A 13,785-nucleotide genomic window follows, 5' to 3' on the forward strand; every position below is an offset into this window, starting at 1 on the left:
TCTTGGGGCTGTCCCCGCGAAACCACGAAATTCTTGAGTTTTATATGACCGTACCTGCCGAACAGATTATTGATGCCGAACTGGGCCAGGCCCTCAGCCAGCGCTATCTGTCTTATGCGCTGTCGACCATCATGGCCCGGTCGCTGCCCGACGTGCGGGACGGCCTGAAACCGGTGCATCGCCGGTTGCTGTTCGCCATGCGTCAGCTCAAACTCGATCCGGCCACGGGCTTCAAGAAATGCGCCCGCGTGGTCGGCGACGTCATTGGTAAATACCATCCCCATGGCGATCAGTCGGTCTATGACGCCATGGTCCGTCTGGCTCAGGATTTCGCCGTGCGCTATCCGCTGGTGGACGGACAGGGCAATTTCGGCAACATCGACGGCGATAACGCGGCCGCCATGCGATACACCGAAGCGCGCCTGACCGACGTGGCCATGACGCTGCTCGACGGCCTGGACGAAGACGCGGTCGATTTCCACAAAACCTACGACGGGGAAGAGGAAGAGCCGGATATCCTGCCCGCCGGGTTCCCGAATCTTCTGGCGAACGGCGCCACCGGCATTGCCGTCGGCATGGCCACCAGCATTCCACCCCATAACGTGTCGGAACTGTGCGACGGGCTTCTCTATCTGATCCGGCATCCGGATGCGACCACGGCCCAGCTCGTGAACCGCATTCCGGGCCCGGATTTCCCCACCGGCGGCACCATTGTCGAGTCCCGCGCCTCCATGGAGCAGTCCTATGCGACCGGCCGCGGCAGCTTCCGCCTGCGCGCCCGTTGGGAGATTGAGGACACCGGCCGTGGCACCTACCTGATCGTCGTCACCGAAATTCCCTATCAGGTGCAGAAGTCCAAGCTGGTCGAGAAGATCGCCGACCTGATCTCGGACAAGAAATTGCCGATCCTTCAGGACGTGCGCGATGAGTCGACCGCCGATGTGCGGCTTGTGCTCGAACCGCGCGCCCGTACGGTGGATCCGGCCATGCTGATGGAAAGCCTCTATCGGCTGACCGAGCTTGAAGTCAAGATTTCGCTCAATCTGAACGTGCTCGACAAAAACCGCCGTCCGCGTGTGATGTCGCTCAGGGATGCGCTCTGGGCTTTCCTTGAGCATCGTATCGAGGTGTTGCAGCGCCGCACCCGCCATCGTCTGGGCAAGATCGAACATCGCCTTGAAGTTCTCGGCGGCTATCTCATCGGCTATCTCAATCTCGACGAGGTGATCCGCATCATCCGCGAGGAGGACGAGCCTAAAGTCACCCTGATGGAGAAGTTCACGCTCACCGACCTTCAGGCCGAGTCGATCCTCAACATGCGGCTCCGCGCCTTGCGGCGGCTTGAAGAAATGGAAATCCGTCGCGAGCATGACGGGCTCATGGCCGAAAAGGGCGCGCTTGAAGCGCTGATGGGCGACAGCGGCCTGCAATGGGATCGCGTCTCCACCGAACTGAAGGCTATCAAGGACAAGTTCGGCACCAAGACCGCCCTCGGCAAACGCCGCTCGGACTTCGCCGAAGCCCCGATCGCCGACATCATCCCGCTCGAAGCCATGATCGAGCGCGAGCCGATCACCGTGGTCTGTTCGGAAAAAGGCTGGATCCGCGCCCTGAAGGGACATGTGGCTGCAGGCGAAGACGTCAAATACAAGGAAGGCGACGCCGGCCGCTATGCGATCCATGCGCAAACCACCGACAAGCTGTTGCTGTTCGCGTCGAACGGCCGCTTCTATACCCTTGGTTGCGACAAGCTGCCGGGCGGGCGCGGGGCCGGGGAACCGGTGCGGCTCATGATCGACCTTGGCAATGACGAGGATATCGTGGCGCTCTTTGTCTATAAGCCGGGGGTCAAGCTTCTGCTCGTGGCCACGGACGGCAAAGGCTTCCAGATCGAGGCTGACAAGGTGCTGGCCCAGACCCGCAATGGCAAGCAGGTCATGAACCTCGATGACAAGGCCAGGGCGCAATATTGCCTGACGGTCGAGGGCGATACCATTGCCATCATCGGCGACAACCGCAAGCTTCTGGTGTTCCCGCTGGCGGATATCCCTGAAATGACGCGCGGGCGCGGTGTGACGCTGCAAAAATACAAGGATGGTGGCCTGGCCGACGTGAAGCTCTTCACCAAGGCCGAGGGGCTGAGCTGGAAATCCGGCGAACGCACCCGCACGGAAACCGATCTCGGCCTTTGGACCGGAGCCCGGGCCAGTGCCGGACGTCTGCCGCCGCAGGGCTTCCCACGGACCAACAAATTCACCTGAGGCGAGGCGCTTCAAGTCCCGCCCAATAAAAAAAGCCGTTCAAATTGAACGGCTTTTTCATTTTACACTATAGAAATTTTCTGTACTGCGGTGCCCGACCCGGGCCATCCGCGTGATTGAGACTGTCATATGTTTTTTTCAGTTCACCGAACGCGCGGCATTAATAATGGCTTCGGCCGAGCCGAGATCATCAAAACTGCAGCGATTGACATAAGAGGTACGTTCGCCCTGTTGCACAGGAAACACAGGGGTGTTGTCAAAGAGTTCTGCTTCAGTGCGTGAAGCATCAGACGGAGGTTTTTTGAACCAATTTTTAATCATGATAGCGTTCCCAAGCTAATTGTTCTTTGTAATCAAAATACTCAAGTCAGATGAATGTTTGATTAAGCAAGCAGATAATTTTACGGAATACAGCCCGATAAATTGTCCATTCTCTTTAGACCACGCGAAAGTGGTAAATTTGTGACATGTTTGTGGCTGAATACAGGTGTAAAACGCAGAACGGCGCCCGTTTGTGACGGGCGCCATTCTGAAATGTCAGACGATCTGTGAATTTTCAGGAGACCGATTCGCGGTCGTCCCTGAGCTTGAGGGCGTCTCTTACATCTTTGCCGCGCCGTCCTTCATGCCCTTGGCTGGCGCGATATACTGTCTGAAGGGGCCAAGCGCGCAGCTGCTGCCGCGCCGGAGAACCTTGATAACGTCGACATTGCCGCAGATCTTGTTGATCGAGGTCGTATAGGCAAAGCCATCCTCGAACTTCAACCCGTTGCAGCGATAGGGCAATTTGCTGATATAGGTCGTTTTGCCCTTCATATGGAACAGGATCGTATAGTCATCGAGGATTTGCGTGTGGTCGATCATTTGCAGCTCAAGGCAGTCCGGGCCTGGTGCGCCGACCGTTGGGTCTGCGGCATCCGGAGCGGTTTTGGGCGGCGCTGCAAAGGCGGCAGCTGAAAAGGTGCCCACGGCAAGAGAGAAGGCCAGAGAAGCCACAAATAGATTTGGACGTTTCATTGGTTCATCTCCTTGAAAAGCGAGTTGAATGTCTCTGCAGTGGCGGGACCATGGTGGTGGTCGAAATGTACAACAATTTTGCAGCGATTGACATTTACGCAGGCTGAACAAGTTCGCGTCGTAAAAGAATTCTACAGGTTAGGAATTGTTAACGATTGGAAAATCATCTTGGTTTAAAGCTGCGGTGATTACGACTGAAACTAAAACCTGATGACAGGATTTGACTGAAATTATGACATCTTGGTCATCGAATCCCCAACACTATATGGTTCTGCTAATCGATGAAAATCAGCACTTTGCCAGAATTACCAAGACTTTCCTCAAGCAGGCGGGAATCGTATCTGTCGTTCACTGCCTTGATGCGAGCGACGCTCTGGCTTTGCTCGCGCATATCACGCCCGGTGTTATTTTCGTCGATCTGCATGTGAAGCCGGATGGCGGAGCAGCCCTTCTCAAGAAGTTGCGCGACCCTAATTTTTCTCCCTATCCGCTGGTGCCGGTCATCATGATGGCCAATGGCGCCACAATCCAGGACGTCTGTGCGGCGCGCGATGCAGGATCCTCGGAATTCCTGACCAAGCCTCTGTCCCTCAAGGGTATTGAGCGGGTTCTGAAGTCGACCTTGGAGAAGGAGAGGGAATTTGTGATTACCACAAGCTTTCGCGGTCCTGACCGGCGGCGTCACAAAGACAGCAACGTCCTGCGTGAGCGTCGCGGCAAGGATAAGCCCGTGACCGAGTCGCGCCCGACTGATCGGTGTGAAACCACACCCGCAGCGGATCAGCTATCCTTAAAGGATAGCTGATTTTTCAGTTTTCTGATGTTTGGCTTTTAAAAGTGGTCGGGGAGACTGGATTCGAACCAGCGACCCCTACGTCCCGAACGTAGTGCGCTACCAGGCTGCGCTACTCCCCGACACCTGGAACAATCCTCAAGATTTTGTGGACTGCGTCAAACTTGGCGATCTTATAGCGTTATCAATAGGCACGTTCAATACAGAAATCGACGATCGCGATTAAAGATTTTTTCAGCTCGGTTTCCGGGAACAGCGCCAGGGCGTCGCGGGCCATGGTGCCATAGTAACGGGCCCGGTCTATGGTGTCGCTGAGGGCGTTATGCCGGGTCAGAAGCTCGATGGCATGTTCAAGGTCGCCGGGGGCCTGATCAAGTTCCTCAAGCGTCCGCCGCCAGAACACGCGTTCTTCCTCACTGCCGCGCCGGTAGGCGAGCACGATGGGGAGGGTGATCTTGCCTTCGCGGAAATCGTCGCCGACGGTCTTGCCAAGGGTCGCCTGCTTCGCCGAATAGTCCAGCAGATCGTCGATCAGCTGAAAAGCGATGCCCAGATTCTTGCCATAGCTCTCAAGCGCCTTTTCCTCGGCCACGGGGCGTTCGGCGACAATCGGGCCGATGCGGCAGGCGGCGGCGAACAGGGCCGCGGTCTTGGCGCTGATGACCTCAAGATACTGGTCTTCGGTGGTGCCGGTGTCATTGGCGGTCGACAGTTGCAACACCTCGCCTTCGGCAATGACGGCCGAGGCGCGGGACAGGATCTTAAGCACCTTGAGCGACCCATCCTCAACCATCAGCTCGAATGAACGACTAAATAGGAAGTCGCCGACCAGCACGCTCGCCTTGTTGCCCCAGATGGTGTTGGCGGTATCGGCGCCGCGACGGAGCGCGGATTCGTCGATCACGTCATCATGCAGCAGGGTGGCCGTATGAATGAACTCCACACAGGCCGCAAGCTGCACATGGCGGTCGCCGTCATAATTGCACAGCCGGGCGGCGGCGAGCGTCAGCATGGGCCGCAAGCGCTTGCCGCCCGAAGCGATCAAATGTCCGGCAAGCTGAGGTATCAGCGCCACCGGGCTTTCCATGCGACGGATAATGCAATCATTAACGCGGGCAAGATCGCCATCGACCAAAGCGGTCAGGCGCGCAAAGGCATCTTGTCCTTTGCTGCTATCTGGTTTTTTTTCTTCTTCAAATGGTAAAACGACACCCACGGTATTTGTCCTGATGGTCATAAAATTGCCGCCAGAATAGGGGTGTGGTTCATGATGGGTCAAGGATGGTAAATTTGAGGCTGGAGGAACAAACGTGAAGGAAGTGGTTCGAACCACGAATTGGGTGCTGATTTCCCGTCTCACGGCGCTTTTGGAGGGGGAGGGCATCGTGATTTTCCGCTTCGACAGTCATATGAGCGCGGTCGAAGGCATGATTGGTGTCTTCCCGCAACGCATTGTGGTGGCGGATGAAGATGAAGATCGGGCGCGTCGCCTGATTCGGAGCGCCGGATTCGGCGATGCACTCTATGAGGGCGAGGACAGCCCATGGTTCTGACCGACGATGAATTTCTCGGCGGGCGGCTGCGGCTTAATCAGCCCGATGATGGTTACCGCATCGGCGGGGACAGTGTGCTTCTGGCCGCCACGGTTCCGGCCCGGGCGGGCGACCGCATTCTTGACATTGGCTGCGGCAGCGGGGCCATCGCCCTCTGCCTGGCCGAGCGGCTCAAATCCGTCACCGTCACCGGCCTCGAACTCCAGCCCGAGCTTTTCGCCATCGCCAGCGAGAACGCCACCCGGAACGGTCTCGGCGACCGGGTGACGATCATCGAGGGCGACCTTGCGAAGGCCCCACGCGACCTGCCGCGCAACGCCTTCGATCATGTGGTGACGAACCCGCCCTATCTTGATGAGGCGCTCGCAAGCCCGCCGCCCAACGCCCAGAAGGCCAGGGCGCATATGGAAAGCCATCTCGGCTTGCGCGAATGGGTGGCGCTCAGCCTCAAGTTCCTCAAGCCGCTCGGCTGGCTCCATGTGATCCAGCGCGCTGACCGCCTGCCGGATCTTCTGGCCGGCCTCGACGGCCGCGCCGGTGACATCATTGTATATCCCCTCTGGCCCAAAACCGGCACAGCAGCCCGCCGCGTGATCGTCCGCGCCCGCAAAGGCGGCAAAGGCGCAATGACCCTCCACCCCGGCCTGGTGCTCCACGAAGACAACGGCCGCTACACCCCAGAAGCCGAAGCCGCCCTCCGCACCGGAGCGCCGCTGAACTTCTAACCGTAACCGCAAGTCTTAACCGTCATCGCGAGCGGCGCAAGCCGCGTGGCGATCCAGAGCTTTGCCTTCATCACGGCTTCAGACCAGAAAGTCACCCAGAACCCTTGACCGGCTGCGGGTCGGCGGGTACCTTCGCCGCGAAATTCCACGGCTATCAATAGGGTAATACCGAGGCATGGGACCAGCGCCATCTTTTCAGGACCTCATATTGCGGTTGCAAACCTATTGGTCTGAAAAGGGTTGTCTCCTGCTGCAACCCTATGACATGGAGGTCGGGGCAGGGACCTTCCATCCGGCGACCACGCTGCGCGCTCTTGGGCCGAAGCCCTGGAAAGCCGCTTATGTCCAGCCGTCGCGCCGTCCGAAGGATGGCCGCTATGGCGAAAACCCCAACCGGCTCCAGCATTATTACCAGTTCCAGGTCATCCTGAAGCCGTCACCGGCCGATATTCAGGATCTCTATCTCGGCAGCCTCAAGGCCATCGGCATTGATCTTGCGATGCATGACATCCGCTTTGTGGAGGATGACTGGGAAAGTCCGACCCTCGGCGCCTGGGGCCTTGGCTGGGAGGTCTGGTGCGACGGCATGGAAGTGACCCAGTTCACCTATTTCCAGCAGGTCGGCGGCATCGACTGCAACCCCGTCGCGGGCGAGATCACCTATGGTCTCGAACGCCTCGCCATGTATGTGCAGGGGGTCGAGAATGTCTATGACCTCAAATGGAACAATGATGGCGTCACCTACGGCGAGGTCTATCTCGAAAACGAGCGCGAATTCTCGGCCTATAATTTCGAGCATGCCAATACCGACATCCTGTTCCAGCATTTCCGCGATGCCGAGATGGAATGCGCGGCGTTGCTCGCCAAGAACCTGCCTTTGCCTGCCTACGATCAATGCATGAAAGCGAGCCACAGCTTCAACCTTCTGGACGCGCGCGGGGTAATCTCGGTCACCGAACGCGCCGCCTATATCGGCCGCGTCCGCACCCTCGCCAAAGGCTGCTGCGAAGCCTGGGTCGCCCGCGAAGCGGAGCTTGGAGCATGAGCCATGATCGCCAGACCTCATCATATTCTTCCCGCACCCTTTTATCGTCATCCTCGCCCCCTTTCTTGTCGTCCCAGCACCCCTTCTTGTCATTCCCGCGAAAGCGGGAATCCAGACCGGCGGTAACCATGGATTCCCGCTTTCGCGGGAATGACAAAAAACGGTATGGGCATGACAATAGTATGCGTGGGGCATCGTAATGGCTGAACTGCTTCTAGAACTGTTTTCCGAGGAAATCCCCGCCCGCATGCAGGCGCAGGCGGCGGATGATCTGAAGCGCCTCGTCACCGACAAGCTGAAGGCCGCCGGGCTCGCCTGGACCCGCGCGGACGCATTCGTCACCCCGCGCCGTCTCACCCTGGTGATCGATGGCCTGCCGACGACCCAGCCCGACGTCCGCGAAGAACGCAAAGGCCCCCGCGCCGACGCTCCCCCCGCCGCCATAGACGGTTTCCTGCGTTCAACCGGCCTCAGCCGCGAGCAGCTTGAAACCCGCGACACCGACAAGGGCCAGATCCTGTTCGCGGTGATCGAGAAAAAGGGCGGCGCAGTATCAGACGTGATTGCGGTTTTCGTGCCCGAGGTCATCCAGTCCTTCCCCTGGCCGAAATCGCAACGCTGGGGCGTGGGCTCGCTCCGTTGGGTGCGGCCGTTGAAAAGCATCCTCTGCCTGCTTGACGGCAAGATCGTCCCGGCCGCCATCGACGGCATAATGGCCAGCAATGAAACCCGTGGTCATCGTTTTCTGGCCGGTGAAGCCTTCACGGTCAGTAATTTCGCCGATTACGAAACCAAACTGCGCGCGCATCACGTCATCCTCGACAGTACCGAACGTCAGGCGAAGATTCACGCCGACGCCAGCAAGGCCGCAGTAGACGCCGGGGTTGAACTGATCGAAGACAAGGGCCTCCTCGCCGAAGTGGCCGGTCTCGTCGAATGGCCTGTGGTGCTGATGGGCGATTTCGATCCGGCTTTTCTTGAAGTGCCAGGTGAAGTCCTGACCGCAACCATGCGGATAAATCAGAAATATTTCTCACTGCGCAACCCGCAGACCGGCAAGCTCGCCCCGCATTTCATCACCGTCGCCAACATGGCCGCGTCCGATGGCGGCAAAGCCATCATCGCGGGCAACGAACGCGTGCTGCGCGCCCGTCTGGCCGACGCCAAATTCTTCTGGGATCACGATCTCAAGATCACCCTGGCCGAACGCCTGCCTGCCCTTGACGGCATTGTCTTCCATGCAAAGCTCGGCTCGGTCGGCGACAAGGTGAAACGCGTCGCCGCGCTGGCCCAGTTCATAGCCCCCATGGTCGGGGCGGACGTGGACGCGGCCGAACGTGCGGCGAAACTCGCGAAAGCCGATCTCGTCTCCGGCATCGTCGGCGAATTCCCCGAAGTGCAGGGCATCATGGGCCGCTACTTGGCGCTCCACGAAGGGCAAAGCGCCGCCATAGCCGAAGCCATCGCCGACCATTACGCCCCGCAGGGCCCGAACGACCGCTGCCCGACTGCACCGGTCTCAGTCGCCGTGGCCCTCGCCGACAAGATCGATATCCTTGTTGGGTTCTTCAGCATTGACGAAAAGCCCACCGGCTCCAAAGACCCGTTCGCGCTCCGTCGTGCGGCTTTGGGCGTGCTCCGGATCATCATTGAAAACGGCCTTCGCCTACCGCTCAACAAGCTTTTTGCCAAGGCCGCCGCGCTGCATGGCGCTCAGGCGTTCGCGGGCAATGAGCTGGTCGATTTCTTCACTGACCGCCTGAAAGCCTATCTCCGTGATCAGGGGATCCGCCATGACTATGTGTCGGCGGTCTTTGCCCTTGGCCATGAAGACGACATGCTGCGCCTGAAAACCCGTGCCGAGGCCTTGCAACAGATGCTCGGCACCGAAGACGGGGCCAATCTTCTGGCGGCTTATCGTCGCGGGTCCAATATCGTCAGGATCGAGGAAAAGAAGGACGGCAAGGCCTATGCTGGCGGCGTCGACGCTGCCCGTCTGGCGAAGCCCGAGGAACAGGCCCTGCATGACCGTCTCGTCATCGTCCGCAAGGATGTGGACGCCGCCGTCGCCGATGAACGCTGGATCGACGCCATGAGCGCGGTGGCCACCTTGCGCGGCCCCATTGACGCCTTCTTCGATCAAGTGACCGTTAACGATCCTGATGTAGGATTACGTGAAAACCGCCTGAATTTGCTTTCGGAATTCCGCGCGACCCTGAGTGCGGTCGCGGATTTTTCAAAGATTGAAGGCTGAGTATTGCTGTCATTCCCGCGAAAGCGGGAATCCATGGTTAATTCCGCACTGGATCCCCGCTTTCGCGGGAATGACAAGACTAAGAAACGTTCAGCGCAGACAAGGAAATGTCATGAGCAAGTGGGTCTACACGTTCGGAGATGGCAAGGCAGAAGGCCGGGCCGATATGCGCAATCTTCTTGGCGGCAAGGGTGCGAACCTCGCCGAGATGGCGAACCTTGGTTTGCCGGTGCCGCCCGGGCTTTCGATCACCACCGAAGTCTGCACCTATTTCTACCAGAACGGCTGCAAATACCCGGCCGAGCTGACGGCGCAGGTCGAGGCTGGCGTTCATCATGTGGAACAGATCGTCGGCGCCAAATTCGGCGACGCGTCCAATCCGCTGCTGGTGTCGGTGCGCTCCGGTGCTCGCGTCTCCATGCCCGGCATGATGGATACCGTGCTGAACCTCGGCCTCAATGACGTGACGGTGAAGGGGCTTGCGGCGCAAAGCGGCGATGACCGTTTCGCCTATGACAGCTATCGCCGCTTCATCCAGATGTATTCGGACGTGGTGCTCGGCGTCGATCACTATCTGTTCGAGGAAATCCTTGAAGAGCATAAAAACGAAAAAGGCGTCGTTCTCGACACCGAACTCGCGGCGGAAGATTGGAAGATCATTGCCGGTCTCTTCAAGCAGAAGGCCGAAGAAGAACTCGGCCGCCCGTTCCCGCAGGATGTGAACGAACAGCTTTGGGGCGCCATCGGCGCGGTGTTCAGCTCGTGGCAGGTGGACCGCGCCAAGGTCTATCGTCGGCTGCATAACATCCCCGAAGACTGGGGCACGGCCGTCAGCGTTCAGGCCATGGTGTTCGGCAACATGGGTGATGACAGCGCCACCGGTGTCGCCTTCACCCGTGATCCGTCCACCGGCGAGAACGCCTTTTACGGCGAATATCTTGTGAATGCGCAGGGCGAGGACGTGGTGGCGGGCATCCGCACGCCGCAGAACCTGACCACCGTCGCGCGCCTCGCCGCAGGCTCCGACAAGCCGTCCATGGAAGAGGTCATGCCGGAGGTGTTCGGCCAGCTCGCCGACGTCTTCCGTAAGCTCGAAGCCCATTACCGCGATATGCAGGATATCGAGTTCACGGTGCAAAAGAGCAAGCTCTGGGTGCTGCAGACCCGTTCGGGCAAGCGCACCGCCAAGGCCGCGCTCAAGATCGCCGTCGATATGGCCGCCGATGGCGTCATCACCCAGAATGAAGCGCTGCTGCGGGTTGATCCGGCGGCGCTCGATCAGTTGCTGCATCCGACGCTTGATCCGGACGCGCCGCGCGATGTGCTGACCAAGGGCCTTCCGGCCTCGCCGGGTGCCGCGTCGGGCATCGTCGTTTTTGACTCGGATGAAGCCGAAAAGCTCGCCCAAGAGGGCAAAGGCGTAATCCTCGTTCGTATCGAAACCAGCCCCGAAGATATTCACGGCATGCATGCGGCGCGCGGCATTCTGACCTCGCGCGGCGGCATGACCAGCCACGCCGCCGTGGTTGCACGCGGCATGGGTCGTCCTTGCGTCTCAGGTGCGGGAACGCTTTATATCAATATGAAAGAAGCCGAGATGTCCTGCGGTGGGCGCACCGTCAAAAAGGGCGAGGTCATCACCATTGATGGCTCCACTGGCGAAGTCATGATCGGCGCCGTGCCGACCGTGCAGCCGGAACTGGCCGGTGATTTCGCCATCCTGATGGCCTGGGCCGACGCCGCTCGCCGCCTCAAGGTGCGCGCGAACGCCGAAACGCCGCTGGATGCTCGCACAGCGCGGGAATTCGGGGCCGAAGGCATCGGCCTCTGCCGCACCGAACATATGTTCTTTGACACCGACCGCATCATCGCCGTACGCCAGATGATCCTGGCCGAAGACGAAGCCGGTCGCCGTGCCGCGCTCGCCAAGATCCTGCCGATGCAGCGCAAGGACTTTGTCGATCTGTTTGAAATCATGGATGGCCTGCCGGTGACGGTGCGTCTCCTCGATCCGCCGCTGCATGAATTCCTGCCGCGCGAAGACCATGAATTCGCCGAAGTCGCGAAGGACATCGGCGTCGACGTGGCGACGCTGCGGAAACGCGCTGGCGAGCTTCACGAATTCAATCCCATGCTCGGCCATCGCGGCTGCCGTCTCGGCATCTCGTACCCCGAGATATACGAGATGCAGGCCCGCGCCATTGCCGAAGCCGCGGTCGAGGTGTCCCAGAAATCAGGCGCAACGGTTGTGCCGGAAATCATGATCCCGCTGGTTGCGACCAAAAAGGAGCTGTCGATTCTGAAAGCCCGTGTGGTCGCCGAGGTCGAGGCCGTGTGCCAGGAAAAGGGCCATAAGCTCTCCTACCTCATCGGCACCATGATCGAACTGCCGCGCGCCGCGTTGCAGGCCGGTGACATCGCTGAAGAGGCCGAATTCTTCAGCTTCGGCACCAATGACCTGACCCAGACCACCTTCGGGCTGAGCCGCGACGACTCCGGCCGCTTCCTCGAAGACTATCTGCGCGCCGGGATTTTCGAACGCGATCCGTTCGTGTCGCTCGATCAGGCGGGCGTTGGCGAGTTGGTAGAGATCGGCACGACACGCGGCCGCAAGACCCGCCCCGATCTCAAGGTCGGCATCTGCGGCGAACATGGTGGCGATCCGGACTCGATCGACTTCTGCGAGCGCATCGACCTCGATTACGTCTCCTGCTCGCCGTATCGTGTGCCAATCGCCCGTCTTGCGGCGGCTCAGGCGGCGTTGCGCCGGTCCAATGTCGCGCAAGCCAAAGATACGGAGTAACCGACCGCATGGGGGCCGCGCTGGATCTTTCATCTATCGCGGTCGGTGCGGCTGACGGCAAGGCGGCGCTCGCCCGGGCGCTCGCCGCCATCGAAGGCCGGGGGGATGACGCCGATGTGGCGTCCCTCCTCGACAGCGCCTGGAAGGCCCCGCGCGGTCACGTGCTCGGCCTGACCGGTCCGCCGGGCGTCGGCAAATCCTCACTGACGAACGCGCTCATTTCCGCCTGGCGCAAGGCCGGGCGGACCGTGGCCATCATCGCCGTTGATCCAAGTTCCAGGCTGTCGGGCGGGGCGCTTCTCGGCGATCGCATCCGCCTGTCGACGGATCCTGAGGACAGGGGCGTCTTTGTGCGCTCCATGGCCGCCCGCGACCGCTTGGGTGGGCTGGCCGCCTTGACGGTGCCGGCTATGGTTCTGATGCGCGCCCTCTATGATCTGGTGGTGATCGAAACCGTGGGCGTCGGCCAGTCCGAGACCGATGTGGTCGAGGCGGCGGACAGCATTGTCTTCTGCGTGCAGCCCGGCTCCGGCGACAGCCTTCAGTTCATGAAGGCGGGGATCATGGAAATTCCCGACATCACGGTGGTCACCAAGGCCGACATGGGTTCGGTCGCAACGCGGGCCCGTGCCGACGTGCGCGGCGCGGTGAGCCTGGCCGACGACCGCGGCGACGGTTGGACGCCACCGGTCATCCTGCTATCCTCGGCAACCGGGCAGGGCATAGACCAGCTGATCGAAGCCATCGACGCCCACGCCGCGCATCTGGCCGAGGGCGGCCTCGCCACCCGCCGCGCCGCCCAAGGCCTGGCCTGGACCCGCGACAGCATCCGCAGCCGCTTCGGCAGTGAGGGCTTACGTCTGGCCGAGAAAGCCCTACCACAAGACCTCTCCCCCTTCGCCGCTACCCGCTGGGCGAGGGAGCATTTGCGGATAGGCTTATCCCCCCACATCCTAATGTCATTGCCGGGCTAGACCCGGCAATCCATCCCGCCACCACAGCGCCGGTTGAACCATGGATACGCGGGTCAAGCCCGCGTATGACAATGTAGGATGAACCCCACCGTTTGTCCTGAGCAGAGTGATAGGTCCCGGTCCGCCCTCACACCCATATGTCATTGCCGGGCTCGACCCGGCAATCCATCTTGCCGCTACAATGCCGGTTGAACCATAGATACGTGGGTCAAGCCCGCGTGACACTATGGAATAAACGGCACCGGTCATCCTGAGCAGCGCGACAGCCTCCCAGTTCGTCCCCACATTCATATGTCATTGCCGGGCTTGACCCGGCAATCCATCTCGCCGCCACAATGCCGGTTGAACTATGGATACGCG

General features: G+C 60.1%; 11 protein-coding genes and 1 tRNA gene. 8 read left to right on the top strand and 4 right to left on the bottom strand.

From position 1 onward, the window contains the following. Window positions 1–44: 44 nt before the first annotated feature. Window positions 45–2,261 (top strand): DNA topoisomerase IV subunit A, encoded by a 2,217-nt coding sequence (gene parC, locus NYP16_RS09895; protein WP_274943974.1) that lies wholly within the window; start codon window positions 45–47, stop codon window positions 2,259–2,261. Between the two features lie 138 nt (window positions 2,262–2,399). Here the strand turns inward: parC and NYP16_RS09900 are convergent, their stop codons facing one another. Together NYP16_RS09900 and NYP16_RS09905 are read right to left on the bottom strand one after the other, a co-directional pair. After that, on the bottom strand, window positions 2,400–2,582 hold the full coding sequence (locus tag NYP16_RS09900; RefSeq protein ID WP_274943975.1) for a hypothetical protein: 183 nt from the start codon (window positions 2,580–2,582) through the stop codon (window positions 2,400–2,402). Between the two features lie 279 nt (window positions 2,583–2,861). Then, window positions 2,862–3,278 carry a DUF6491 family protein gene (locus tag NYP16_RS09905; protein ID WP_274943976.1) on the bottom strand — a complete coding sequence of 139 codons (417 nt, stop codon included), beginning with the start codon at window positions 3,276–3,278 and terminating at the stop codon, window positions 2,862–2,864. Window positions 3,279–3,498: 220 nt separating this feature from the next. Between NYP16_RS09905 and NYP16_RS09910 the strand changes: the two genes are divergently transcribed. Continuing rightward, a complete protein-coding gene (locus NYP16_RS09910) occupies window positions 3,499–4,083 on the top strand; it encodes a response regulator (RefSeq protein ID WP_274943977.1) in 585 nt (194 codons plus the stop codon). A gap of 33 nt (window positions 4,084–4,116) precedes the next feature. Here NYP16_RS09910 and NYP16_RS09915 read toward each other — a convergent pair. Beyond that, a tRNA-Pro gene (locus tag NYP16_RS09915) sits at window positions 4,117–4,193 on the bottom strand. A gap of 62 nt (window positions 4,194–4,255) precedes the next feature. Further along, window positions 4,256–5,287 carry a polyprenyl synthetase family protein gene (locus tag NYP16_RS09920; protein ID WP_274943978.1) on the bottom strand — a complete coding sequence of 344 codons (1,032 nt, stop codon included), beginning with the start codon at window positions 5,285–5,287 and terminating at the stop codon, window positions 4,256–4,258. A gap of 94 nt (window positions 5,288–5,381) precedes the next feature. On the opposite strand from NYP16_RS09920, the gene NYP16_RS09925 reads away from it, so the two are divergent. The 6 genes from NYP16_RS09925 (at window position 5,382) to meaB (ending at window position 13,425) form a co-directional block, all read left to right on the top strand. Next, on the top strand, window positions 5,382–5,624 hold the full coding sequence (locus tag NYP16_RS09925; protein ID WP_274943979.1) for a putative signal transducing protein: 243 nt from the start codon (window positions 5,382–5,384) through the stop codon (window positions 5,622–5,624). Beyond that, the gene (locus NYP16_RS09930; RefSeq protein ID WP_274943980.1) at window positions 5,615–6,349 is read left to right on the top strand and encodes a tRNA1(Val) (adenine(37)-N6)-methyltransferase; all 735 of its coding nucleotides are present in this window, start codon (window positions 5,615–5,617) and stop codon (window positions 6,347–6,349) included. Before NYP16_RS09925 ends, NYP16_RS09930 begins: the two co-directional genes overlap by 10 nt. Before the next feature lie 175 nt (window positions 6,350–6,524). After that, window positions 6,525–7,394: a glycine--tRNA ligase subunit alpha gene (locus NYP16_RS09935; RefSeq protein ID WP_274943981.1), complete on the top strand. Its 870-nt coding sequence runs from the start codon at window positions 6,525–6,527 to the stop codon at window positions 7,392–7,394. 199 nt (window positions 7,395–7,593) lie between these two features. Continuing rightward, window positions 7,594–9,648 (top strand): glycine--tRNA ligase subunit beta, encoded by a 2,055-nt coding sequence (gene glyS, locus NYP16_RS09940; protein ID WP_274943982.1) that lies wholly within the window; start codon window positions 7,594–7,596, stop codon window positions 9,646–9,648. A gap of 112 nt (window positions 9,649–9,760) precedes the next feature. Continuing rightward, window positions 9,761–12,451, top strand: coding sequence for a pyruvate, phosphate dikinase (gene ppdK / locus NYP16_RS09945; RefSeq protein ID WP_274943983.1), 2,691 nt, complete (start codon window positions 9,761–9,763; stop codon window positions 12,449–12,451). A gap of 8 nt (window positions 12,452–12,459) precedes the next feature. Then, the gene (gene meaB / locus NYP16_RS09950; RefSeq protein ID WP_274943984.1) at window positions 12,460–13,425 is read left to right on the top strand and encodes a methylmalonyl Co-A mutase-associated GTPase MeaB; all 966 of its coding nucleotides are present in this window, start codon (window positions 12,460–12,462) and stop codon (window positions 13,423–13,425) included. Window positions 13,426–13,785 lie beyond the last annotated feature (360 nt).

The organism is Govania unica (assembly GCF_027920805.1).
Lineage (GTDB): Bacteria > Pseudomonadota > Alphaproteobacteria > Sphingomonadales > Govanellaceae > Govanella > Govanella unica.